This is a genomic window from Streptomyces sp. NBC_00568 (assembly GCF_026341855.1).
Classification (GTDB): Bacteria; Actinomycetota; Actinomycetes; order Streptomycetales; family Streptomycetaceae; genus Streptomyces.
In genome coordinates this window covers 1,547,591-1,572,045 of sequence record NZ_JAPENW010000001.1, presented here as the reverse complement: position 1 = coordinate 1,572,045, position 24,455 = coordinate 1,547,591, and the positions used below count along the sequence as shown (strand labels likewise).

Annotated in this window: 22 protein-coding genes; all 22 read left to right on the top strand. The window is 68.9% G+C overall.

Annotation, left to right across the window (positions count from 1 at the left end; genetic code table 11):
- Positions 1-220: 220 nt before the first annotated feature.
- Positions 221-1,513 carry a homoserine dehydrogenase gene (locus OOK38_RS06545; protein WP_266762801.1) on the top strand — a complete coding sequence of 431 codons (1,293 nt, stop codon included), beginning with the start codon at positions 221-223 and terminating at the stop codon, positions 1,511-1,513.
- 6 nt (positions 1,514-1,519) lie between these two features.
- Positions 1,520-2,578: a threonine synthase gene (gene thrC / locus OOK38_RS06540; protein ID WP_266762803.1), complete on the top strand. Its 1,059-nt coding sequence runs from the start codon at positions 1,520-1,522 to the stop codon at positions 2,576-2,578.
- 379 nt (positions 2,579-2,957) lie between these two features.
- Positions 2,958-3,887 carry a homoserine kinase gene (gene thrB / locus OOK38_RS06535; RefSeq protein WP_266762805.1) on the top strand — a complete coding sequence of 310 codons (930 nt, stop codon included), beginning with the start codon at positions 2,958-2,960 and terminating at the stop codon, positions 3,885-3,887.
- Between the two features lie 388 nt (positions 3,888-4,275).
- The gene (gene rho, locus OOK38_RS06530) at positions 4,276-6,348 is read left to right on the top strand and encodes a transcription termination factor Rho (RefSeq protein WP_266762807.1); all 2,073 of its coding nucleotides are present in this window, start codon (positions 4,276-4,278) and stop codon (positions 6,346-6,348) included.
- Between the two features lie 146 nt (positions 6,349-6,494).
- Positions 6,495-8,297, top strand: a complete 1,803-nt coding sequence (locus OOK38_RS06525; RefSeq protein ID WP_266762809.1) for a trypsin-like serine protease — start codon at positions 6,495-6,497, stop codon at positions 8,295-8,297.
- A gap of 210 nt (positions 8,298-8,507) precedes the next feature.
- On the top strand, positions 8,508-9,644 hold the full coding sequence (locus OOK38_RS06520; RefSeq protein WP_266762811.1) for an LCP family protein: 1,137 nt from the start codon (positions 8,508-8,510) through the stop codon (positions 9,642-9,644).
- Between the two features lie 148 nt (positions 9,645-9,792).
- Positions 9,793-10,014 (top strand): 50S ribosomal protein L31, encoded by a 222-nt coding sequence (gene rpmE, locus OOK38_RS06515; RefSeq protein ID WP_266762813.1) that lies wholly within the window; start codon positions 9,793-9,795, stop codon positions 10,012-10,014.
- 174 nt (positions 10,015-10,188) lie between these two features.
- A complete protein-coding gene (gene prfA / locus OOK38_RS06510; RefSeq protein ID WP_266762815.1) occupies positions 10,189-11,265 on the top strand; it encodes a peptide chain release factor 1 in 1,077 nt (358 codons plus the stop codon).
- 36 nt (positions 11,266-11,301) lie between these two features.
- Positions 11,302-12,147, top strand: a complete 846-nt coding sequence (gene prmC, locus OOK38_RS06505; protein ID WP_266762817.1) for a peptide chain release factor N(5)-glutamine methyltransferase — start codon at positions 11,302-11,304, stop codon at positions 12,145-12,147.
- A gap of 101 nt (positions 12,148-12,248) precedes the next feature.
- The gene (locus OOK38_RS06500) at positions 12,249-12,896 is read left to right on the top strand and encodes an L-threonylcarbamoyladenylate synthase (RefSeq protein ID WP_266762819.1); all 648 of its coding nucleotides are present in this window, start codon (positions 12,249-12,251) and stop codon (positions 12,894-12,896) included.
- Positions 12,893-13,561 (top strand): protein-tyrosine-phosphatase, encoded by a 669-nt coding sequence (locus OOK38_RS06495; RefSeq protein ID WP_266762821.1) that lies wholly within the window; start codon positions 12,893-12,895, stop codon positions 13,559-13,561. The genes OOK38_RS06500 and OOK38_RS06495 overlap by 4 nt, the downstream gene beginning before the upstream one ends.
- A 71-nt stretch (positions 13,562-13,632) precedes the next feature.
- A complete protein-coding gene (glyA, locus tag OOK38_RS06490; RefSeq protein WP_266762822.1) occupies positions 13,633-14,871 on the top strand; it encodes a serine hydroxymethyltransferase in 1,239 nt (412 codons plus the stop codon).
- 129 nt (positions 14,872-15,000) lie between these two features.
- Positions 15,001-16,362 carry an MraY family glycosyltransferase gene (locus OOK38_RS06485; protein WP_266762824.1) on the top strand — a complete coding sequence of 454 codons (1,362 nt, stop codon included), beginning with the start codon at positions 15,001-15,003 and terminating at the stop codon, positions 16,360-16,362.
- A gap of 293 nt (positions 16,363-16,655) precedes the next feature.
- Positions 16,656-17,093, top strand: a complete 438-nt coding sequence (locus OOK38_RS06480; protein WP_266762826.1) for a hypothetical protein — start codon at positions 16,656-16,658, stop codon at positions 17,091-17,093.
- Between the two features lie 225 nt (positions 17,094-17,318).
- On the top strand, positions 17,319-18,140 hold the full coding sequence (atpB, locus tag OOK38_RS06475) for a F0F1 ATP synthase subunit A (RefSeq protein WP_266762828.1): 822 nt from the start codon (positions 17,319-17,321) through the stop codon (positions 18,138-18,140).
- Between the two features lie 74 nt (positions 18,141-18,214).
- On the top strand, positions 18,215-18,445 hold the full coding sequence (gene atpE / locus OOK38_RS06470) for an ATP synthase F0 subunit C (protein WP_024884520.1): 231 nt from the start codon (positions 18,215-18,217) through the stop codon (positions 18,443-18,445).
- Positions 18,446-18,486: 41 nt separating this feature from the next.
- The gene (locus tag OOK38_RS06465; protein WP_266762830.1) at positions 18,487-19,032 is read left to right on the top strand and encodes a F0F1 ATP synthase subunit B; all 546 of its coding nucleotides are present in this window, start codon (positions 18,487-18,489) and stop codon (positions 19,030-19,032) included.
- Positions 19,029-19,850 (top strand): F0F1 ATP synthase subunit delta, encoded by an 822-nt coding sequence (locus OOK38_RS06460; RefSeq protein ID WP_266762832.1) that lies wholly within the window; start codon positions 19,029-19,031, stop codon positions 19,848-19,850. Before OOK38_RS06465 ends, OOK38_RS06460 begins: the two co-directional genes overlap by 4 nt.
- A gap of 126 nt (positions 19,851-19,976) precedes the next feature.
- A complete protein-coding gene (gene atpA / locus OOK38_RS06455; RefSeq protein WP_266762834.1) occupies positions 19,977-21,566 on the top strand; it encodes a F0F1 ATP synthase subunit alpha in 1,590 nt (529 codons plus the stop codon).
- A 21-nt stretch (positions 21,567-21,587) separates the two neighbouring features.
- A complete protein-coding gene (locus OOK38_RS06450) occupies positions 21,588-22,502 on the top strand; it encodes a F0F1 ATP synthase subunit gamma (RefSeq protein ID WP_266762835.1) in 915 nt (304 codons plus the stop codon).
- The gene (gene atpD, locus OOK38_RS06445) at positions 22,502-23,938 is read left to right on the top strand and encodes a F0F1 ATP synthase subunit beta (RefSeq protein ID WP_266762836.1); all 1,437 of its coding nucleotides are present in this window, start codon (positions 22,502-22,504) and stop codon (positions 23,936-23,938) included. Before OOK38_RS06450 ends, atpD begins: the two co-directional genes overlap by 1 nt.
- A 128-nt stretch (positions 23,939-24,066) precedes the next feature.
- Entirely contained in the window at positions 24,067-24,441 is a 375-nt protein-coding gene (locus OOK38_RS06440) for a F0F1 ATP synthase subunit epsilon (RefSeq protein ID WP_266762837.1), read from the top strand.
- The last annotated feature ends 14 nt before the right edge of the window (positions 24,442-24,455 follow it).

Sequence of the window (24,455 nt, the reverse complement as noted above, 5' to 3'; positions counted from 1 at the left end):
ACGGCGGGTGCCCGGTGGTGACGGCGCCCGGTGGTGACGGCGGGTGCCCGCTGGTGACGGCGGGTGATCGGAGGTACCCGGGTCAATCGGGTGGAAGATCTCCTGTCGTCACCTAGCAGAAAAATGAAATAGACGTCTCACGATCCGGACGAAGGGTAGAAACTCCCGTCCGGTGAGTGAGACTGGTCCAACCGAAGACGGTATGAGGAAACGAGGTCGGATGATGCGTACGCGTCCGCTGAAGGTGGCGCTGCTGGGCTGCGGGGTTGTCGGCTCAGAGGTGGCGCGCATCATGACGACGCACGCCGACGACCTCGCGGCCAGGATCGGAGCCCCCGTCGAGCTGGCGGGCGTGGCCGTCCGCCGGCCCTCCCGGGTGCGCGAGGGCATCGACCCCGATCTCGTCACCACCGACGCCACCGCCCTCGTCAAGCGCGGGGACATCGACGTCGTCGTCGAGGTCATCGGCGGCATCGAGCCCGCCCGCACGCTGATCACCACCGCGTTCGAGCACGGCGCCTCCGTCGTCTCCGCGAACAAGGCGCTGCTCGCCCAGGACGGTGCCGCCCTGCACGCGGCGGCGCAGCAGCACGGCAGGGACCTCTATTACGAGGCCGCCGTCGCCGGCGCCATCCCGCTGATCCGGCCGCTGCGCGAGTCCCTCGCCGGCGACAAGATCAACCGGGTGATGGGCATCGTCAACGGCACCACCAACTTCATCCTCGACAAGATGGACTCCACGGGGGCGGGTTACCAGGAAGCCCTCGACGAGGCCACCGCGCTCGGGTACGCCGAGGCCGACCCGACCGCCGATGTCGAGGGCTTCGACGCCGCCGCCAAGGCCGCCATCCTCGCCGGGATCGCCTTCCACACGCGGGTGCGCCTCGACGACGTCTACCGCGAGGGCATGACCGAGGTCACCGCCGCCGACTTCGCCTCGGCGAAGGAGATGGGCTGCACCATCAAGCTGCTCGCCCTCTGTGAGCGGGCCGCCGACGGGGGATCGGTGACGGCGCGCGTGCATCCCGCGATGATTCCGCTGACCCATCCGCTGGCCTCCGTGCGCGGCGCGTACAACGCCGTGTTCGTCGAGTCGGACGCCGCCGGTCAGCTGATGTTCTACGGGCCGGGCGCGGGCGGCGCCCCGACCGCCTCCGCCGTCCTCGGCGACCTGGTGGCCGTCTGCCGCAACCGGCTCGGCGGTGCCACCGGGCCCGGCGACTCCGCGTACACCCAGCTGCCCGTCTCGCCCATGGGCGACGTCGTCACGCGGTACCACATCAGCCTCGACGTGGCCGACAAACCGGGCGTTCTCGCTCAGGTCGCCACCGTCTTCGCCGAGCACGGGGTGTCCATCGACACCGTGCGGCAGTCGGGCAAGGACGGCGAGGCCTCCCTCGTCGTCGTCACTCATCGTGCGTCCGACGCGTCCCTGGACGGGACCGTCGAGGCGCTGCGCAGCCTCGACACCGTGCGGGGTGTCGCCAGCATCATGCGGGTTGAAGGAGAGTAACCAGCAATGACCCACCAGTGGCGCGGAATCATCGAGGAGTACCGGGACCGGCTTCCGGTGTCCGACAGCACGCCGGTCGTGTCGCTCCGTGAGGGCGGCACGCCGCTCGTGCCCGCGCAGGTGCTCTCCGAGCGCACGGGCTGCGAGGTCCACCTCAAGGTGGAGGGTGCCAACCCGACCGGGTCCTTCAAGGACCGCGGTATGACCATGGCCATCACCCGGGCGAAGGAGGAGGGCGCGAAGGCCGTCATCTGCGCCTCCACCGGCAACACCTCGGCGAGCGCCGCCGCGTACGCCGTGCGCGCCGGGATGGTCTGTGCCGTCCTCGTGCCGCAGGGCAAGATCGCGCTCGGCAAGATGGGCCAGGCCCTCATCCACGGCGCCAAGATCCTCCAGGTCGACGGCAACTTCGACGACTGTCTGACGCTGGCGCGCTCGCTGTCCGACAACTATCCGGTGGCGCTGGTCAATTCGGTCAACCCGGTGCGTATCGAGGGCCAGAAGACCGCCGCCTTCGAGATCGTGGACATGCTCGGCGACGCGCCCGACATCCATGTCCTTCCGGTGGGCAACGCGGGCAACATCACCGCGTACTGGAAGGGGTACACGGAGTACGCCGCCGACGGCATCGCCCGTCAGACCCCGCGCATGTGGGGATTCCAGGCGTCCGGTTCGGCGCCGATCGTGCGCGGCGAGGTCGTCAAGGACCCGTCGACGATCGCCACCGCGATCCGGATCGGCAACCCGGCCTCGTGGAAGTTCGCGCTGGCCGCGCGGGACGAGTCGGGCGGCTTCATCGACGAGGTGACGGACCGTGAGATCCTGCGCGCCTACCGGCTGTTGGCCGCGCAGGAGGGCGTCTTCGTCGAGCCCGCGTCCGCCGCGTCCGTCGCCGGCTTGCTGAAGGCCGCCGAGCAGGGCAAGGTCGACCCGGGGCAGCGCATCGTCTGCACGGTCACCGGAAACGGTCTCAAGGACCCCGACTGGGCCGTCGCGGGCGCCCCGCAGCCGGTCACGGTCCCGGTGGACGCGGCGACGGCGGCGGAGCGGCTCGGACTGGCGTAAAACCGCCAGGCGTGAACCCGCCAGGCGGGGCCGGCCGGCCCCGGCGGAACGCGCCGGACGTGGCAGAACGCGCCGAAGGCGGGCGGAAAACCGTCGGAAAGCAGACGGAATCCGCCCGCCCTCCGGAGGGTTGCCCCTACGGCGACCCGTCGGGGGGTGCACGGGGGGCTTACGACACGCATCGTGCGCCTCCTGTGCGCCCTATGTCGCCACAGAACCTTCCTTCGATAGGCTGTACCGAACCCGCCCGCCGCATATGCCGCGGTGCCGCGCCGTCCCTGCGGCCTCCGGGTCCTGTTGCCCGTCTGTCGCAGTCAGTTCATGTCGCAGTTCTTCGAAAATCTCGTACATCACGCAGCTCAAGGAGAGTCATCGAGCGATGGCCGGTCCAGCGTTCCGCGCCGCCGCCGTCCGGGTGCGCGTCCCCGCCACCAGTGCCAACCTCGGCCCGGGCTTCGACGCCTTCGGCCTGTCACTGGGGCTGTACGACGACGTGGTCGTCCGGGTGGCCGACTCCGGGCTGCACATCGACATCGCGGGTGAGGGCAGCGAGACGCTGCCGCGCGACGAGAACCATCTCCTCGTACGTTCCCTGCGCACCGCCTTCGATCTGCTGGGCGGACAGCCGCGCGGCCTCGAGATCGTCTGCGCCAACCGCATTCCGCACGGCCGGGGTCTCGGCTCCTCCTCCGCCGCCATCTGCGCCGGCATCGTCGCCGCCCGCGCGGTGACGATAGGCGGGGACAGCAGGCTCGACGACACCGCGCTCCTCGAGCTCGCGACCGAGATCGAGGGGCACCCCGACAATGTCGCGGCCTGTCTGCTCGGCGGTTTCACGCTGTCCTGGATGGAGTCCGGCGCCGCGCGGGCGATCAGGATGGAGCCCGCCGATTCCATCGTTCCGGTGGTCTTCGTGCCCGGAAAGCCCGTGCTCACCGAGACCGCGCGCGGTCTGCTGCCGCGCACCGTTCCGCACGTCGACGCCGCCGCCAACGCGGGTCGCGCCGCACTGCTCGTCGAGGCCCTGACCCGGCGCCCCGAGCTGTTGCTGCCCGCGACGGAGGACCGGCTGCACCAGGAATACCGTGCTCCGGCGATGCCGGAGAGCGCGGCTCTCGTGGAGCGCCTGCGCGCCGACGGCATCCCGGCGGTGATCTCCGGCGCGGGACCCACGGTCCTCGCGCTGGCGGACCGCGCGTCGGCCGACAAGGTGGCCGATCTCGCAGGTCAGAGCTGGGCCGCCAACCGTCTTGACCTCGACGCCCAGGGGGCGTGCGTGCTGCCGCTCGCACCTGCCGGGGTCAGTTGACGACGCACGGTTGCCGGATTTGGAGAGGGGGAATGTTTGTTGGATCCGGTAGTGTTAACCTCAAGTCTGCACCCGACCCCACCATGGCGAGGTGCTTCGCGTCCCCGTCCGGGACACCCATTCTTCCGGGAGCCTCCCAAACTGCTTTGTGCCTTGCATTGGGTGCTATGCGCTGAGCAGTGCTGAGCACGCTCCGGAACCGGCGTGACCGAGCCGATGACACCGAACCTCAGTGCCACGGCTCCGGAATCGTCATCATCAGATATTTCTTCCGCCGCTTTGGCGGACCACCGCCCCGGCACGGTCCACATAGCAAGGACCAAAGCCGGACAGCACAACCGGTCGCCGAGCCAGACAGGCCGACGTCCGCTCCAGGGAAGGACCCTTCGTGAGCGACACCACCGATCTGATGGGCGCACGTGTCGAGGAGACCGCTGCCGCGCCCGCCACGGACGCCTCCGCGCCTGCCACCGGTGCCGGCTCCAGGCGACGCCGCGGTACCGGCCTCGAAGGCATGGTGCTGGCCGAGCTGCAGCAGGTCGCATCCGGCCTCGGAATCAGGGGCACCGCGCGTATGCGCAAGAGCCAGCTGATCGAGGTCATCAAGGAGGCGCAGGCGGGAGGGGGTGCTCCGGCCAAGTCGGCATCCGACGACGCCGCCGAGACCAAGCCGAAGCGCCGTGCCACCTCGAAGGCCCGCACGAGCGACGAGACCGCCGCCCCGGCCGAGACGAAGGCCGAGAAGGTCGCCGCCGAGAAGGCCGTGGCCCAGCAGCAGATCGAGATCCCCGGCCAGCCGGCCGGCGGCCCCTCCCGCACGAGCGAGGCCGAGCGTGGGGGAGACGACGCCCCCGCCGAGCGCCGCCGTCGCCGTGCCACCGCCGAGGCGGGCAGCCCCGAGACGGTCACCGCCGAGGCGAAGAGCGAGCCGAAGACCGAGGCGCAGCCGCAGGGCGACGCCGAGGGCGCCGACGGCCGCCGCGAGCGTCGTGAGCGCCGTGACCGCGACCGGGGCGGCCGCGACCGCGACCGCCGCGGCAACAAGGGCGACGAGCAGCAGGGCGGCCAGGGCGGCGGGCAGCAGCGCCCGGACCGTCAGGAGCGCCAGGACCGTCCGGACCGTCAGCAGCAGGGCGGCGGCCGTCAGGACCGCCAGCAGACGCGTGACAGCGGTCCGCGTGACAACGGCCCGCGCGACAACGGCCCGCAGGACGACGACGACTTCGAGGGCGGCCGCCGCGGCCGGCGCGGTCGTTACCGGGACCGCCGTGGGCGTCGTGGACGCGACGAGATCGCCGAGCCGCAGGTCGCCGACGACGACGTGCTGATCCCCGTCGCGGGCATCCTCGACATCCTCGACAACTACGCGTTCATCCGTACGTCGGGCTACCTGCCGGGTCCCAACGACGTGTACGTCTCCCTGGCCCAGGTCCGCAAGAACGGTCTGCGCAAGGGTGACCACGTCACCGGTGCGGTCCGTCAGCCCAAGGACGGCGAGCGCCGCGAGAAGTTCAACGCGCTGGTGCGCCTGGACTCGACCAACGGCATGGCCCCCGACTCCGGGCGCGGGCGACCGGAGTTCAACAAGCTGACGCCGCTCTACCCGCAGGACCGGCTCCGCCTCGAGACCGACCCGGGTGTGCTGACGACCCGGATCATCGACCTCGTCGCGCCGATCGGCAAGGGCCAGCGCGGCCTGATCGTGGCCCCGCCGAAGACCGGCAAGACCATGATCATGCAGGCGATCGCCAACGCGATCACGCACAACAACCCCGAGTGCCACCTGATGGTCGTCCTGGTCGACGAGCGTCCGGAAGAGGTCACCGACATGCAGCGGTCGGTCAAGGGCGAGGTCATCTCCTCGACCTTCGACCGTCCGGCCGAGGACCACACCACGGTCGCCGAGCTCGCCATCGAGCGTGCCAAGCGTCTGGTGGAGCTGGGCCACGACGTCGTCGTGCTGCTCGACTCGATCACGCGTCTGGGTCGTGCGTACAACCTCGCCGCCCCGGCCTCCGGCCGCATCCTGTCCGGTGGTGTCGACTCGACCGCGCTGTACCCGCCGAAGCGCTTCTTCGGTGCCGCGCGCAACATCGAGGACGGCGGCTCGCTGACCATCCTGGCCACCGCGCTCGTCGACACCGGCTCGCGCATGGACGAGGTCATCTTCGAGGAGTTCAAGGGCACCGGCAACGCCGAGCTCAAGCTCGACCGGAAGCTCGCCGACAAGCGTGTCTTCCCGGCGGTGGACGTCGACGCGTCCGGTACCCGTAAGGAAGAGCTGCTGCTCGGCAGCGACGAGCTCGCCATCACCTGGAAGCTGCGCCGCGTGCTCCACGCGCTCGACCAGCAGCAGGCGATCGAGCTGCTGCTCGACAAGATGAAGCAGACGAAGTCGAACGCCGAGTTCCTGCTCCAGATCCAGAAGACGACGCCGTCGCCGGGCAACAGCAACGACTGAGTCCACAGGGCAAGAACCACAAAGGACCGCCCCCGTCACGCACGTGACGGGGGCGGTCCTTTGTGCTGCCCGGGACACGTGTACGATCGCGCCCTTGAACTTCTGCTGAAGCAGATCTGAACTCTTGACTCTGAGGGGGGACTTGAGTGGATACGTCCACGTCCGGAGGCGGTCGGCACAGACGCCGTATACGGATCGCCGTCCCGGTTGCCGCGGCCGGCCTCGCCGCCGCGGTCGCCGGTGCGCTTCTGATGTCGTCCGCGAACGCCGCGCCCAACACGACGCCACCCACTCCGACCGTGCGGCCCACCCACTCGACGCCGTCCCTGGCCGAGCTGGAGAAGCGTGTGGCGGGCGCCGTCGCCGGTGACGACATCGCGGGCCGGACGACCCAGAAGGCGTCGCTGAGCGCCGGTACGGACACGGCGAAGGTCGACCCGAAGATCATCGGCGGCACCACGACCACCATCAGCACGGCCCCGTTCATGGCCCAGCTCTGGTACTACGACGAGGCCAACGAGATCGGCTTCTTCTGCGGCGGCTCCGTCGTCTCGCCGACGAAGATCCTGACCGCCGCGCACTGCGTCAAGGGCTACGACTGGAAGGCCAACGGCGCCGTCATCACCGGCACCTCCCAGCTGGCGAGCGGCAGCGAGCTGCCGGCAGGTGCCACGGTCAGCGCTCCCTGGCGGCAGTGGAACCACCCGTCGTACAGCTCGACGACCATCGACAACGACATCGCGGTCATCACGCTGGCGAACCCGGTCTCCGCCAAGCCGATCCGCATGACGACGTCCGGTGACACCGCGTCGTACGCGTCCGGCACCACGGCGAAGCTCTTCGGCTGGGGCCGCACCAGCTCCACCACCGGCGACATCTCCGAGACGCTGAAGACGGCCACGCTGCCGATCAACTCGGACAGCACGTGCAACGCGGGCATGCAGTCGGTCCTCGGTGAGGACGCCTTCGTCGAGGGCCACATGGTCTGCGCGGGCACCAAGGCGACCGGCACCGACGCCGGCACCACCACCGCCTGCAACGGCGACTCCGGCGGCCCGCTGATCGTCAACGACCGCATCGTCGGTGTCGTCTCCTGGGGTGTCGAGGACTGCGTCAAGAAGGGCGCGTACAGCGTCTTCTCGAAGGTCAGCACCTACGTCGGCGCCGCCTACCCGCGCGTCGAGGACACCAACCTGAGCGGCGACCACAAGGCCGACCTGTGGGTCCGCAACGCGTCGACCAAGACGGGCTACTCGAAGGACTCCAAGGGCACCTCGTTCGCCGCGCGCGTGTCGTGGGGCGGCTGGGACGGCGTCAACGTCGTGCTCCAGACCGACCTGAACCGTGACGGCTACCAGGACCTCGTGGTGCGCGACAGCGCCAGCGGGGACGTCTACTGGATGCACTACCTGAGGTCGATCGACGACTGGGCCACCGACAAGATCTTCAGCAGCTGGGGTACCCGTCAGCGCATCATCGCGCCGGGCGACCTCAACGGCGACGGCCTGCCCGACATGCTCTCCGTCGACTCCTCCGGAGTCATGTGGCAGTACCCGGGCAAGGGCAACGGCACCTTCTCGTCGCGTGTCCAGGTCAGCACCGGCTGGAGCCAGTACAACTCGGTGCGCGGGCACGGCGACTTCACCGGCGACGGCAAGGCCGACCTGATCGCGCGCAGCAAGACCGGCTCGTACATCTACCTGTACAAGGGCACCGGCAAGACCGGCAGCGGAGCCTTCTCCAGCCGCATCAAGGTGCGCACCTGGAGCAGCTACAACGCCTTCGACGCCGTCGGTGACGTGACCGGCGACGGCAAGGCCGACTTCCTGGCCCGCACCTCCGGCGGCACGCTGTACCTGTACCCGGGTACCGGCAAGGCCACCAGCGAGATCTTCGCCACGCGGATCTCGGTCGGCACCGGTTTCCAGGAGTACGACATCTTCGGCTGACATCGCAGGTGAGCGGGTTCTTCCCGGTCTCACCGGCCACGCAACGTGCCCACCGCGCTACGCGGTGGGCACGCTGCGTTGTGCAACCCTTTGCCGAGTTTCCCAGTCTGACCGTACGGAGTGACCATGGAGCGGTACGCCTCGTCACGTCCAGCTGGGTCTAGCCCTGAAAGCAGGGGGTAACCGACCGCAAAGGAAACCGAGGAGCACATGCCTGCCGAGAGCACGCCGGAGCCCGCCATACCGGGCGACCCCGGCAACAGCACCCCGTCCCGGGCCAAGGGGCGTCGCCGCAAGACCCGCAGCACGCGGAGCAAGGCCCTGCTCGTCACGGCCTGGACCGCGGCGGGCATCGTGGTGCTCGGCGGCACCGGAGCCGGCTACCTGTACTTCAAGCTCAACGGCAACCTCAAGAACGTCGACATCAACCAGGCGCTCGGCAGCGAACGGCCCACGAAGGTCGACAACGGCTCCGAGAACATCCTGGTCCTCGGCTCCGACACCCGCTCCGGCGGCAACAAGAAGCTGGGCGGCGGCACCGACGACGGCAGCGCCCGCTCCGACACCGCGATGATCGTCCACGTGTACAAGGGCCACAAGAAGGCCAGCGTGGTCTCCATCCCCCGCGACACCCTCATCGAGCGGCCCTCCTGCGTCGACGCCGAGGGCACCCGCCACGACGCGGCCTCCGGCGTGATGTTCAACTCCGCCTACTCCACCGGCGGCGCCGCCTGCGCGGTGAAGACCGTCGAGTCCGTCACCGGCATCCGCATGGACCACTACATCGAGGTCGACTTCAGCGGCTTCCAGAAGCTGATCGACGACCTCGGCGGTGTCACGGTCACCACGACCAAGGACATCAAGGACCCCGAGAGCCATCTGAACCTGAAGGCCGGATCGCACGAGCTCAACGGCAAGCAGGCACTCGGCCTGGTCCGTACCCGGCACGGCGTCGGCGACGGCTCCGACCTCGGCCGCATCCAGCTCCAGCAGGCGTTCATGAAGGCGCTCGTCGACCAGGTCAAGCACATCGGGATCCTGTCCAGCCCGAAAAAGCTGTACGACCTCGCCGACACCGCGACCAAGGCGGTCACCACCGACTCCGACATCGGCAGTGTCACCGACCTCGCCTCCTTCGCGAGCGGCCTCAAGGGCATCAGCTCGTCCCACATGGCCATGGTGACGATGCCGGTCCAGTACGACAGCGCCGACGCCAACCGCGTCCTGGTCGACAAGGACAAGGCCGAGCTGGTCTGGAAGGCGCTGAAGGACGACCGGCCGATCCCGAAGGCGGCCACCAAGGGCACCGCCACCGGCACCGCGAAGGGCGTCGTCAGCCCCGGCTGACCCGCCCGCGGAGCCCCTGGGAATAGATCGTCGCGTCCCCCCGTTTTGGGGGATACGGCCAGTGCTGGCAGACTGGTACGTCGGCCCCGGTTCACGCACCCGCATCCCGCGGCGGCGACCCGGTGCCCTCCCGAATCTAGGAGACACCTTGAAGCGCGACATCCACCCCGAGTACGTCGAGACGCAGGTCAGCTGCACCTGTGGCGCGTCGTTCACCACGCGGAGCACGATCTCCAGCGGCGCCATCCGCGCCGAGGTCTGCTCCGAGTGCCACCCGTTCTACACGGGCAAGCAGAAGATCCTCGACACCGGTGGCCGTGTGGCCCGCTTCGAGGCCCGCTTCGGCAAGGCTGCAGCTGCCAACAAGTAGCGAGCCCACAGCGCCGGTCTTCGGTGTCCCCTGCACGGGGACGCCGGGACCGGCGCTTTGCGGTCCAGCCCTCTCCCCCCAGGCCCTCGAACCCGTTCGAGCAGGGGGACCCCCACGCCGTACCTACGTCCCCGAGCCCGTCACGGAGCTGGGGACAGTCCATTGGAGCCGGAGATGTTCGAGGCGGTCGAGGAACTGATCGGTGAGCACGCCGATCTGGAGAAGAAGCTCGCTGACCCGTCGGTGCACGCCGACCAGGCCAACGCGCGCAAGCTCAACAAGCGCTACGCCGAGCTGACCCCGATCGTCGCGACGTACCGCTCCTGGAAGCAGACCGGGGACGACATCGGCACGGCGAAGGAGTTCGCCGCCGACGACCCCGACTTCGCGGCCGAGGTCAAGGACCTGGAGAAGCAGCGCGAGGAGCTCACCGAGAAGCTCCGCCTGCTGCTGGTCCCGCGTGACCCGAGCGACGACAAGGACGTCATCCTGGAGATCAAGGCGGGCGCCGGAGGCGACGAGTCCGCCCTGTTCGCCGGTGACCTGCTGCGCATGTACCTGCGCTACGCCGAGCGCGTCGGCTGGAAGACCGAGCTCATCGACGCCACCGAATCCGAACTCGGCGGCTACAAGGACGTCCAGGTCGCGGTGAAGACCAAGGGCGGCCAGGGTGCCACCGAGCCCGGCCAGGGCGTCTGGGCCCGGCTGAAGTACGAGGGCGGTGTGCACCGCGTGCAGCGCGTGCCCTCGACCGAGTCGCAGGGCCGCATCCACACCTCCGCCGCCGGTGTCCTGGTCACGCCCGAGGCCGAGGAGGTCGACGTCGAGATCCACGCGAACGATCTCCGTATCGACGTCTACCGCTCCTCGGGCCCCGGCGGCCAGTCCGTCAACACCACCGACTCCGCGGTGCGCATCACGCACATTCCCACCGGAGTCGTCGCTTCCTGCCAGAACGAGAAGAGCCAGCTGCAGAACAAGGAGCAGGCGATGCGTATCCTGCGCTCCAGGCTCCTCGCGGCGGCGCAGGAGGAAGCGGAGCGGGAGGCCGCGGACGCCCGCCGCAGCCAGGTCCGCACCGTCGACCGCTCCGAGAAGATCCGTACGTACAACTTCCCGGAGAATCGCATCTCGGACCACCGCGTCGGCTTCAAGGCGTACAACTTGGACCAGGTCCTGGACGGCGAGCTCGACGCGGTCATCCAGGCCTGCGTCGACGCGGACTCGGCCGCCAAGCTCGCCAACGCGTAACAGCAAACGACAACAGCTCAGCCCCGGAGGACCAGCGTGAACCTGCTGCTCGCGGAAGTGGCCCAGGCCACCCAGCGGCTGGCCGACGCCGGCGTGCCCTCGCCGCGCAACGATGCGGAGGAGCTCGCCGCCTTCGTGCACGGCGTGAAGCGGGGCGAGCTGCACAGTGTCAAGGACGCGGACTTCGACGCCCGCTACTGGGAGGTGACCGCGCGCCGCGAGGCCCGCGAGCCGCTCCAGCACATCACCGGGCGCGCCTACTTCCGCTACCTCGAACTCCAGGTGGGGCCGGGCGTGTTCGTGCCCCGCCCGGAGACCGAGTCGGTCGTCGGCTGGGCCATAGACGCCGTCCGCGCGATGGACGTCGTCGAACCGCTGATCGTCGACCTGTGCACCGGATCGGGCGCCATCGCGCTCGCCCTCGCGCAGGAGGTCCCGCGCTCCCGTGTGCACGCAGTGGAGCTGTCCGAGGACGCCCTGCGGTGGACGCGCAAGAACGTCGAGGGGTCCAGGGTCGACCTGCGCCAGGGAGACGCCCTCGCGGCCTTCCCCGACCTCGACGGCCAGGTCGACCTGGTGATCTCCAACCCTCCGTACATCCCGCTCACCGAGTGGGAGTACGTGCAGCCGGAGGCCCGGGACTACGACCCCGAACTCGCCCTCTTCTCGGGGGAGGACGGACTCGACCTCATCCGCGGCATCGAGCGCACCGCGCACCGTCTGCTGCGCCCCGGCGGCGTCGTCGTCATCGAGCACGCCGACACCCAGGGCGGCCAGGTGCCGTGGATCTTCACCGAGGAGCGGGGCTGGGCCGACGCGGCCGACCACCCGGACCTCAACAACCGGCCGCGGTTCGCGACCGCCCGCAAGGCGATGCCGTGAGCACCGCCCAGGGTGTCCCGGCGCACCGCGCCGTCGTGTGCGCGCGCATCGCGTTTCCCCGCACCCCCAGCCAGCAGTACGTGTATGAGGAGGCCCGCTAAATGGCACGGCGATACGACACCAACGACGCGACCGACCGCACCACAGGTCTGCGTGAGGCAGCGTCCGCCGTCCGCCGTGGCGAACTGGTGGTCCTCCCGACGGACACCGTCTACGGCATCGGTGCCGACGCCTTCACCTCCGAGGCCGTCGCCGACCTGCTGGACGCCAAGGGCCGGGGCCGCAACATGCCCACCCCTGTCCTCATCGGCTCCCCGAACACCCTGCACGGCCTCGTCACGGACTTCTCCGAGATGGCCTGGGAGCTCGTCGACGCGTTCTGGCCGGGCGCCCTGACGCTCGTCGCCAAGCACCAGCCGTCCCTCCAGTGGGACCTCGGGGACACCCGCGGCACGGTGGCGATCCGGATGCCGCTGCACCCCGTCGCCATCGAGCTGCTCACGGAGGTCGGCCCGATGGCCGTCTCCTCCGCCAACCTCACGGGCCACCCCGCGCCGGAGGACTGCGACGCCGCGCAGGACATGCTCGGCGACTCCGTCTCGGTCTACCTGGACGGCGGTCCGACCCCGGGCAACGTGCCCTCCTCCATCGTCGACGTGACCGGCAAGGTGCCCGTGCTGCTGCGCGCGGGCGCACTGTCGGCGGAGGAGCTCCGGAAGGTCGTACCCGACCTCGAGGTGGCGAATTGACAGCCCCTGACGCGGGGCGTGGATGGATAGGCACGGGGATCACGGGGACCGGTGGGTCCCCCAGGGGGTCCTTCCGCATCCTCCACGTCAGCACCGGCAATGTGTGCCGCTCGCCGATCACCGAGCGGCTGACCCGGCATGCCCTGGCGGACCGGCTCGGCGACCCCCTGTGGGGCGGCCTCATCGTGGAGAGCGCCGGCACCTGGGGCCATGAGGGCGCGCCCATGGAGGCCAACGCCGAGACCGTCCTCGCCGACTTCGGCGCGGACCCCTCCGGCTTCGTCGGCCGCGAGCTGCTCGACGACCACGTCATCCGCGCCGACCTGGTCCTGACGGCCACCCGCGACCACCGCGCCCAGGTCATCTCCATGGGCCACTCGGCGGGCCTGCGCACCTTCACCCTGAAGGAGTTCACCCGCCTGGTCCGCGCCATAGACACGGCGACCCTGCCGCCCCTCCAGGACGGCGTGGTCGAACGCGCCGTCGCCCTGGTGCGGGCCGCCGCGGCTCTGCGCGGCTGGCTGCTGGCCCCGACCGCGGAGGCCGACGAGGTCTACGACCCCTACGGGGCGCCGCTGCCGTTCTTCCGGTCCATCGGGGACGAGATCAACGAGGCACTCGATCCGGTCGTCACCGCTCTGACAGGGGTACCCGCTCGGGCGTAACACCGGGCGTCCCACCGGTCCCGGTTCTACATTGGACGTAAGCGTCCCCCCGCCGAGGCCCGGAGTCCACCATGCCGGTCGCAACCACGCTCGAAGCGGATGTCCTGAGCCGTCAGGACCCCGAGCTCGCCGAGATCCTGCTCGGTGAGCTGGACCGGCAGTCGACCACGCTGCAGTTGATCGCGGCCGAGAACTTCACCTCGCCCGCCGTGCTGGCAGCGCTCGGCTCGCCGCTGGCGAACAAGTACGCCGAGGGATATCCCGGCGCCCGCCACCACGGCGGCTGCGAGATCGTCGACGTCGCCGAGCGGATCGCCATCGACCGCGCCAAAGCCCTCTTCGGCGCCGATCACGCCAACGTCCAGTCCCACTCGGGGAGTTCGGCTGTCCTCGCCGCGTACGCCGCCCTGCTGCGCCCCGGTGACACCGTGCTGGCGATGGGGTTGCCCTTCGGCGGTCATCTGACCCACGGGTCGCCCGCGAACTTCTCCGGCCGCTGGTTCGACTTCGTCGGCTACGGGGTCGAGGCCGACTCCGGGCTCATCGACTACGAGCAGGTGCGCACCCTGGCCCGCGCCCGTCGCCCCAAGGCCATCGTCTGCGGATCGATCTCCTACCCCCGGCACATCGACTACGCGCTCTTCCGGGAGATCGCCGACGAGGTCGGCGCGTATCTCATCGCGGACGCCGCCCACCCCATCGGGCTCGTCGCGGGGGGAGCGGCGCCCAATCCGGTGCCGTACGCCGATGTCGTGTGCGCGACGACCCACAAGGTGCTCCGCGGACCGCGCGGCGGCATGGTCCTGTGCGGCGGCGAGCTGGCCGAGCGCGTGGACCGGGCCGTCTTCCCGTTCACCCAGGGCGGCGCGCAGATGCACACCATCGCGGCCAAGGCCGTCGCGTTCGGCGAGGCGGCAACCCCGGCGTTCACGGAGTACGCCCATCAGGTGGTCGCGAACGCGCGGGTGCTGGCCGAGGGGCTGGCCGCGGAGGGACTCGTGATCACCACGGGCGGCACCGACACCCATCTGCTCGCCGCGGATCCGGCGCCGCTCGGTGTCGACGGGCGCACCGCGCGTGGCCGGCTCGCCGCCGCCGGTATGGTCCTCGACACCTGTGCGCTGCCTCACGGTGACGCCCGCGGTCTGCGGCTCGGCACCGCGGCGCTGACCACGCAGGGGATGGGCGAGGCACAGATGGCACGGGTCGCCGCACTGTTCGCGGGGGTGCTGCGGGAGGAGATCGACGGCAGGACCGCGCGTGAGGAAGTGCGGGAGCTGACGGGAAGATTTCCGCCTTATCCGGACTGATCGGGGGTACGCGTACCGGGCTGCACAGCCACTCGTGCAACCATCGTCGCTACCCGGAAGTCCTCAACCGTATGCGTGCATCGCTAGGGTGTGGGGCTGTGATGGCCAGCGAGACCTGTGGGGAAGCCCGTGCGTGAATACCTGCTGACGCTCTGCATCACGGCCGCGGTGACGTATCTGCTGACAGGGCCGGTACGTAAATTCGCGATCGTGGCCGGAGCCATGCCGGAAATCCGGGCGCGCGACGTGCACCGTGAACCCACGCCGAGGCTCGGCGGCATCGCGATGTTCTTCGGACTGTGCGCCGGCCTGCTGGTCGCCGATCACCTGACGAACCTCAACGCGGTCTTCTCGAACTCCAACGAACCGCGCGCCCTGCTCTCCGGAGCCGCCCTGATCTGGCTGATCGGCGTGCTGGACGACAAGTTCGAGATCGACGCCCTGATCAAGCTGGGCGGCCAGATGATCGCCGCGGGCGTGATGGTCGTCCAGGGTCTGACGATCCTGTGGCTGCCGATCCCGGGTGTCGGCCTGGTCGCGCTGACCCAGTGGCAGGGCACGCTGCTGACGGTGGCGCTCGTCGTCATCACCATCAACGCGGTCAACTTCGTGGACGGTCTCGACGGACTGGCCGCCGGCATGGTGTGCATCGCGTCCGCCGCGTTCTTCCTGTACGCCTACCGGATCTGGTACTCGTACGGCATCGAGGCGGCGGCCCCGGCGACGCTGTTCGCGGCGATCCTGATGGGCATGTGCCTGGGCTTCCTGCCGCACAACATGCACCCCGCGCGGATCTTCATGGGCGACTCCGGGTCGATGCTCATCGGGCTGGTGCTGGCCGCCGGCGCGATCTCCATCACCGGGCAGATCGACCCCGACGTGATGAACCTGTTCTCCGGTTCCGAGCGCAACACCGTGCACCAGACAGTGCCGGTGTTCATCCCGCTGCTGCTGCCTCTGACGATCATCGCGATCCCGGCCGCCGACCTGGTGCTCGCCATCGTGCGGCGCACCTGGCGCGGTCAGTCACCGTTCGCCGCCGACCGCGGGCATCTGCACCACCGCCTCCTGGAGGTCGGCCACTCGCACAGCCGTGCCGTCCTGATCATGTACTTCTGGTCGGCGCTGATCTCCTTCGGCGCCCTCGCGTACTCGGTCAACTCCGGGGCCATGTGGAGCGTGCTCGTCATCGCGGCGCTCAGCGCGGTCGGTCTCGTGCTGCTCCTGCTGCCGCGCTTCACGCCGCGCGCCCCGCGCTGGGCCGAGCACCTCGTGCCGCCGCGCTACCGCCGCCGCAGGGCCGCCGCGGCGGCCGTGGCGGGGGCGTCCGTCACCCACGAGGCGGCGGGGGCCGACGGGCCGGACGAGGCGCGTGAGCACAGTGCTCCGGTGGCCGCCGGAGTCGCAGGAGTCGCAGGAGTCAACGGAGCGACGGCGATTGGTACCCGTTCGCGACTCCTGGACCGGCGTGAGGCCGAGTCCTCGCGCTGACGCGAAGGTAAGAATCTGACTAACGCGTGACCAAACCGTGGGGTAGCAAAGCATCCCAATACCAGACAAGTTGGTTCTCGGGATGCACAGACGCGCGCCGTCACTCTCATGTGTGACAGTTGGCACACCACCAGGTAAAGACCTCATCAAATAGTTTGTGATACGGTTCACGAGAACCCAGGGCAGAGCCGAAGGACCCCAGTACGACGGTCCCTTGGCGTGAGGTTCTCTCTCGGCCCGGGTCTACGCTCGTCCATGACGACACGCCCCCCTTAGCAAGCGGAGTTGCCGCCATGCCGTCCAATGACGCCCGGATTCTCCTTCAGGCCGCTGTGCCCACAGCTGCCGTCGGCGCGATTGCAGCCGTCGTCAGTGGTGTGGTCGCCGGCGGCAAGGGAGCGATCGGGGCGGTCGTCGCGACGCTGGTCGTGCTCCTCTTCATGGGGCTCGGGCTCTACGTTCTGCAGCGCACTGCCAAATCGCTTCCGCACCTGTTCCAGGCGATGGGCCTCTTGCTCTACACGGCACAGATTCTTCTGCTGTTCATCTTTGTCGCCGCGTTCAAGAACACATCGCTGTTCAACCCCAAGGCCTTCGCGCTCACCCTGGTCGCCACCACACTCGTGTGGATCGGCGCACAGGCGCGTGCCCAGATGAAGGCCAGGATTCTTTACGTCGAACCGGACTCCTCGAAGGGCGACAAGCCCGAAAAGAAGGGCCACTCGTCGTGAGGGGTAGGGCCGGGATAAGTGGGCCGAAGAGATCCTGCTATCGTCCGGTGCCAACTGCGGCATCGCGGGCGCGGGCATCTGAGCTGACGCCTGCTCAATCGCGAGGCTTGATGCCCCACAGCCGCCCCCACATCCGTAACACCAGTCCAGTGCCGAACCGCGGCCGTGCGCCGCGCCGACACAACGAGGTTGCCGTACCTATGCGCCACGCTGAAGGAGCCCGCGGTGAGTGCTGACCCGACGCAGGTGCTCGCCTTCGAGACCGACTGCCACATCTTCGACGGCTGTGGCTTCCCGGCTCCCGGCCTGCACTCGTTCCTGTTCGAGCCCCTCTGGGGCGACGCGGACAGCAACCTGTACTTCAACAAGACGATGCTCCTGGCGCTGCTCGGCTCGCTTGTCGTCGTCGGCTTCTTCTGGGCCGCCTTCCGTAAGCCGAAGGTCGTCCCGGGCAAGCTGCAGATGGTCGCCGAGGCCGGCTACGACTTCATCCGCCGCGGTGTCGTCTACGAGACGATCGGCAAGAAGGAAGGCGAGAAGTACGTACCCCTGGTCGTCTCGCTGTTCTTCTTCATCTGGATGATGAACCTGTGGTCGATCATCCCGGTCGCTCAGTTCCCGGTCACGGCGATCATCGCCTACCCCGCGGTACTCGCCGGAATCGTCTACATCGTCTGGGTGTCCCTGACGTTCAAGCGCCACGGATTCGTCGGAGCGTTCAAGAACTTCAGCGGCTACGACAAGTCGCTGGGCCCGGTTCTCCCGCTGGCCATGTTCATCGAACTCCTCTCGAACCTGATCGTCCGGCCGTTCACGCACGCGGTGCGACTGTTCGCGAACATGTTCGCGGGTCACACCCTGCTGCTGCTGTTCACGATCGCTTCCTGGTACCTGCTCAACGGCTTCGGGATCGCCTATGCGGGCGTCTCGTTCGTCATGGTTATCGTCATGACGGCCTTCGAGCTGTTCATCCAGGCTCTGCAGGCGTACGTGTTCGTGCTGCTGACCTGCACCTTCATCCAGGGCGCGCTGGCCGAGCACCACTGAGCGCCCGTCCTCTCGACCCCGCAGTCGTCCGGTGGCCAACCCCCACCGGTCCGTAAAGAAAAGGAAGAACTGGCATGTCCCAGACCCTTGCCGCTGTCTCCGGCTCGCTCGGCTCGATCGGTTACGGCCTCGCGGCCATCGGCCCCGGCGTCGGCGTCGGCATCATCTTCGGTAACGGCACCCAGGCGCTCGCCCGTCAGCCTGAGGCCGCCGGTCTGATCCGCGCCAACCAGATCCTCGGCTTCGCCTTCTGTGAGGCGCTCGCCCTCATCGGTCTGGTCATGCCGTTCGTCTACGGCAAGTGATCTTCGGATCCACGACAGCCCACTAGACGAAAGGCACTGATATGAGCCAGCTGCTCATTCTGGCGGCCGAGGAAGCCGAAAACCCCCTCGTCCCGCCGATCCCCGAGCTTGTCATCGGCCTGATCGCCTTCGTCATCGTCTTCGGTTTCCTGGCCTGGAAGCTTCTCCCGAACATCAACAAGGTTCTGGAACAGCGTCGCGAGGCCATCGAGGGCGGTATCGAAAAGGCCGAGGCCGCGCAGACCGAGGCCCAGAGCGTTCTCGAGCAGTACAAGGCTCAGCTCGCCGAGGCCCGTCACGAGGCCGCGCGCCTGCGCCAGGAAGCCACGGAGCAGGGCGCCACGCTCATCGCCGAGATGCGCGCGGAAGGCCAGCGGCAGCGCGAGGAGATCGTCGCCGCCGGTCACACGCAGATCGAGGCCGACCGCAAGGCCGCCGCTCAGGCGCTGCGTCAGGACGTCGGCCACCTGGCCACCGACCTGGCCGGCAAGCTCGTCGGCGAGTCCCTCGAGGACCACGCCCGGCAGAGCCGTGTCATCGACCGTTTCCTCTCCGAGCTTGAGGAGAAGGCCGAGGCGGCTCGATGACAGCGCACGGAGCGAGCCGCGAGGCAACCGCAGCCGCACGTGAGCGTCTCGACGCGCTGACGGACTCGACGTCCGTGGACGCGGCGCAGCTCGCCGACGAGCTGGCCGCGGTCACCGCGCTGTTCCACCGCGAGGTGTCGCTGCGTCGGGTCCTCACCGACCCGGCGCAGCCCGGCGAGGCCAAGGCCGAACTGGTGCAGCGTCTGATCGGCGCCCAGGTGGGCGGCACCACCGCCGACCTGGTGTCCGGCATGGTGCGTTCCCGCTGGTCGCAGCCCCGCGACCTGGTGGACGCCCTCGAGGAGCTGACCGCCACCGCCGACCTCACGGCGGCGCAGCGGACGGGCGCGCTCGACAACGTCGAGGACGAGCTGTTCCGCTTCGGCCGGATCGTCGCCTCGAGCACCGAGCTGCGCGCCGCGCTGACCGACCGGGCCGCCTCCACGGCGGCCAAGAGCGAGCTGCTGCGCAGCCTGCTCGGCGGCCGGGCCGACGTGACGACCGAGCGTCTGGTGACGCGCCTTGTGACCGCGCCTCGCGGACGTAGCCTGGAAGCGGGACTCGAGTCCCTGTCCAGGCTCGCCGCCGAGCGCCGCAACCGCATGGTCGCCGTGGTCACCTCGGCGGTGCCGCTGAGTGACGGCCAGAAGCAGCGCCTCGGCGCCGCTCTGGCGAAGCTCTACGGCCGCCCGATGCACCTCAACCTCGACGTGGACCCCGATGTCCTCGGCGGGATCCGGGTGCAGGTCGGCGACGAGGTCATCAACGGTTCCCTCGCGGACCGTCTCGAGGACGCCGCCCGCCGCATGGCGAGCTAGTAATCCCATAAGCAGTACGCAATTACGGCCCATGTTGGGCCGTGCAGAGGATTCACCTCTCATAGGGGGGAGTCCCCATCCCCCCAAGTGAAACTTCGGGCCCAACAAGGAGAGCAGGGAACCCAGATGGCGGAGCTCACGATCCGGCCGGAGGAGATCCGGGACGCGCTGGAGAACTTTGTCCAGTCGTACCAGCCGGACGCGGCCTCGCGCGAGGAGGTCGGTACGGTCACCGTCGCCGGCGACGGTATCGCCAAGATCGAGGGTCTGCCCTCGGCCATGGCCAACGAGCTGCTGAAGTTCGAGGACGGCACCCTCGGCCTCGCGCTGAACCTGGAAGAGCGCGAGATCGGTGCGGTCGTCCTCGGCGAGTTCAGCGGTATTGAAGAGGGCCAGCCGGTGCAGCGCACCGGTGAGGTGCTGTCCGTCGCCGTGGGTGAGGGCTACCTCGGCCGCGTCGTCGACCCGCTCGGCAACCCGATCGACGGCCTCGGCGAGATCGAGACGTCCGGCCGCCGCGCCCTCGAGCTGCAGGCCCCGGGCGTCATGGTCCGCAAGTCGGTGCACGAGCCGATGGAGACCGGCTACAAGGCCGTCGACGCGATGACCCCGATCGGCCGTGGCCAGCGTCAGCTGGTCATCGGTGACCGTCAGACCGGCAAGACCGCGCTGGCCGTCGACACGATCATCAACCAGCGCGACAACTGGCGCTCGGGCGACACCAAGAAGCAGGTCCGCTGCATCTACGTCGCCATCGGTCAGAAGGGCTCGACCATCGCCTCCGTGCGTGGCGCCCTCGAAGAGGCCGGCGCGCTCGAGTACACGACCATCGTCGCCGCCCCGGCGTCCGACCCGGCCGGCTTCAAGTACCTGGCGCCGTACACCGGTTCGGCCATCGGTCAGCAGTGGATGTACGAGGGCAAGCACGTCCTCATCATCTTCGACGACCTCTCGAAGCAGGCCGACGCCTACCGCGCCGTGTCCCTGCTGCTCCGCCGTCCGCCGGGGCGCGAGGCCTACCCCGGTGACGTCTTCTACCTGCACTCCCGTCTGCTGGAGCGCTGCGCGAAGCTCTCCGACGACCTGGGCGCCGGTTCGATGACGGGTCTGCCGATCGTCGAGACCAAGGCGAACGACGTGTCGGCGTTCATCCCGACCAACGTCATCTCCATCACCGACGGCCAGTGCTTCCTGGAGTCCGACCTGTTCAACGCCGGTCAGCGTCCGGCCCTGAACGTCGGTATCTCGGTCTCCCGTGTCGGTGGCTCCGCCCAGCACAAGGCGATGAAGCAGGTCTCCGGCCGTCTTCGCCTCGACCTGGCCCAGTACCGTGAGCTGGAGGCGTTCGCCGCCTTCGGTTCCGACCTGGACGCCGCGTCGAAGTCGCAGCTGGAGCGCGGTCAGCGTCTGGTCGAGCTGCTCAAGCAGGCTCAGTACCAGCCGATGCCGACCGAGGACCAGGTCGTCTCCGTCTGGGCCGGCACCACCGGCAAGATGGACGACGTACCGGTCGCCGACATCCGCCGCTTCGAGAAGGAGCTCCTGGAGTACCTGCACCGCAAGGAGCAGGGCCTCATGACCTCCATCAAGGAGGGCGGCAAGATGTCGGACGACACGCTCACCGCCATCGCGGACGCCATCGTCGACTTCAAGAAGCAGTTCGAGACCTCGGACGGGAAGCTTCTCGGCGAGGACGCTCCGGCCGCTGCCAAGTGACGTAAGGAAGGGACCTGACTCATGGGAGCCCAGCTCCGGGTCTACAAGCGTCGCATCCGATCCGTCACCGCGACCAAGAAGATCACCAAGGCGATGGAGATGATCGCCGCCTCGCGCGTCGTCAAGGCGCAGCGCAAGGTGGCGGCCTCCGCGCCGTACGCGACCGAGCTCACCCGCGCGGTCACGGCGGTCGGCACCGGCTCGAACACCAAGCACCCGCTGACGACGGAGGCGGAGACGGCGACCCGTGCCGCGGTGCTGCTCCTCACGAGCGACCGCGGACTGGCCGGCGCCTTCAACTCCAACGCCATCAAGGCCGCCGAGCAGCTCACGGCGCGCCTCGAGGCGGAGGGCAAGCAGGTCGACACGTACATCGTCGGCCGCCGCGGTCTGGCCCACTACAACTTCCGCGAGCGCAAGGTCGCGGAGTCGTGGTCGGGCTTCACCGACGAGCCCACGTACGCGGACGCGAAGAAGGTGGCGGGTCCGCTCATCGAGGCCATCGAGAAGGAGACGGCGGACGGCGGCGTGGATGAACTCCACATCGTCTACACCGAGTTCGTCTCGATGATGACGCAGACGGCCATCGACGGCCGGCTGCTGCCGCTTCGCCTCGAAGAGGTGGCGGAAGAGGCGCCCAAGGGCGAGATCCTTCCGCTGTACGAGTTCGAGCCGTCGGCGGAGGACGTCCTTGACGCCCTTCTGCCGCGCTACGTCGAGAGCCGTATCTACAACGCGCTGCTCCAGTCGGCTGCCTCCAAGCACGCCGCCACGCGCCGCGCGATGAAGTCGGCGACCGACAACGCGGGAGACCTGATCACCACGCTCTCCCGACTTGCCAATGCGGCCCGCCAGGCCGAAATCACCCAGGAAATCAGCGAGATCGTCGGCGGCTCCGCAGCCCTTGCCGACGCGACCGCGGGGAGTGACAAGTAATGACGACGACTTCTGAGACGGCCGTTGCCACGGGCCGCGTCGCCCGGGTCATCGGCCCGGTCGTCGACGTGGAGTTCCCCGTCGACGCGATGCCGGACATCTACAACGCTCTTCACGTCGAGGTGGCCGACCCGGCCAACGCCGGCGAGCTGAAGACGCTGACCCTGGAAGTCGCCCAGCACCTGGGTGACGGCCTGGTCCGTACGATCTCCATGCAGCCCACCGACGGTCTGGTCCGCCAGGCCGCGGTCACCGACACCGGTGCCGGAATCTCGGTCCCCGTCGGTGACTTCACCAAGGGCAAGGTGTTCAACACCCTCGGTGAGGTGCTGAACAGCGACGAGAAGTACTCGGGCGAGCGCTGGTCCATCCACCGCAAGGCCCCGCGCTTCGACGAGCTCGAGTCGAAGACCGAGATGTTCGAGACCGGCGTCAAGGTCATCGACCTCCTCACCCCGTACGTCAAGGGTGGAAAGATCGGTCTGTTCGGTGGTGCCGGTGTCGGCAAGACGGTGCTCATCCAGGAGATGATCTACCGCGTCGCCAACAACCACGACGGTGTCTCCGTGTTCGCCGGTGTCGGCGAGCGCACGCGTGAGGGCAACGACCTCATCGAGGAGATGGCGGAGTCGGGCGTCATCGACAAGACCGCCCTTGTCTTCGGCCAGATGGACGAGCCCCCGGGCACCCGTCTGCGCGTGGCCCTCGCGGGTCTGACCATGGCGGAGTACTTCCGCGATGTGCAGAAGCAGGACGTGCTGTTCTTCATCGACAACATCTTCCGCTTCACGCAGGCCGGTTCCGAGGTCTCGACCCTGCTCGGCCGTATGCCCTCCGCGGTGGGTTACCAGCCGAACCTGGCCGACGAGATGGGTCTCCTCCAGGAGCGCATCACCTCGACCCGTGGTCACTCGATCACCTCGATGCAGGCGATCTACGTCCCCGCGGACGACCTGACCGACCCGGCCCCGGCCACCACGTTTGCCCACCTCGACGCGACGACGGTTCTCTCCCGTCCGATCTCCGAGAAGGGCATCTACCCGGCCGTGGACCCGCTGGACTCCACGTCCCGCATCCTGGACCCCCGCTACATCGCGGCGGACCACTACGCGGCCGCGATGCGCGTCAAGTCGGTTCTTCAGAAGTACAAGGACCTTCAGGACATCATCGCGATCCTCGGTATCGACGAGCTGGGCGAGGAGGACAAGCTCACCGTCCACCGTGCCCGTCGCGTGGAGCGCTTCCTGTCCCAGAACACCCACGTCGCCAAGCAGTTCACCGGCGTCGACGGGTCGGACGTCCCGCTGGACGAGTCGATCGTGGCCTTCAACGCGATCATCGACGGCGAGTACGACCACTTCCCGGAGCAGGCGTTCTTCCTGTGCGGTGGCATTGAGGACCTCAAGGCCAACGCCAAGGAGCTCGGCGTCTCCTGAACCTCGTGTTCTGAGTGAGGGGGGCGCGGCCGCGCCTCGCGGGGTGCGGTCCGTCCCCCTCCGTACGCCTACTAGACTTTGACCCAACACCCGGCAGCAACGCCGGGTGGTGACCCGAGGAGCCCACCTTGGCTGCTGAGCTGCACGTCGAGCTCGTCGCCGCGGACCGTAGTGTCTGGTCCGGCGAGGCCACCCTGGTCGTCGCGCGTACCACGTCCGGCGACATCGGCGTCATGCCCGGTCACCAGCCGCTGCTCGGTGTGCTGGAGTCGGGCCCGGTGACCATCCGTACGAGTGATGGTGAAACGGTCATCGCCGCGGTGCACGGCGGTTTCATCTCATTCGCTGACAACAAGCTGTCGCTGCTGGCCGAGATCGCCGAGCTGTCGGACGAGATCGATGTCCAGCGTGCGGAGCGGGCGCTCGAGCGCGCGAAGTCGGACGCCGACGCGTCGGCCGAGCGCCGCGCGGACGTCCGCCTGCGTGCGGTGGCGACCCGCTGACCATCGGTGCGGCC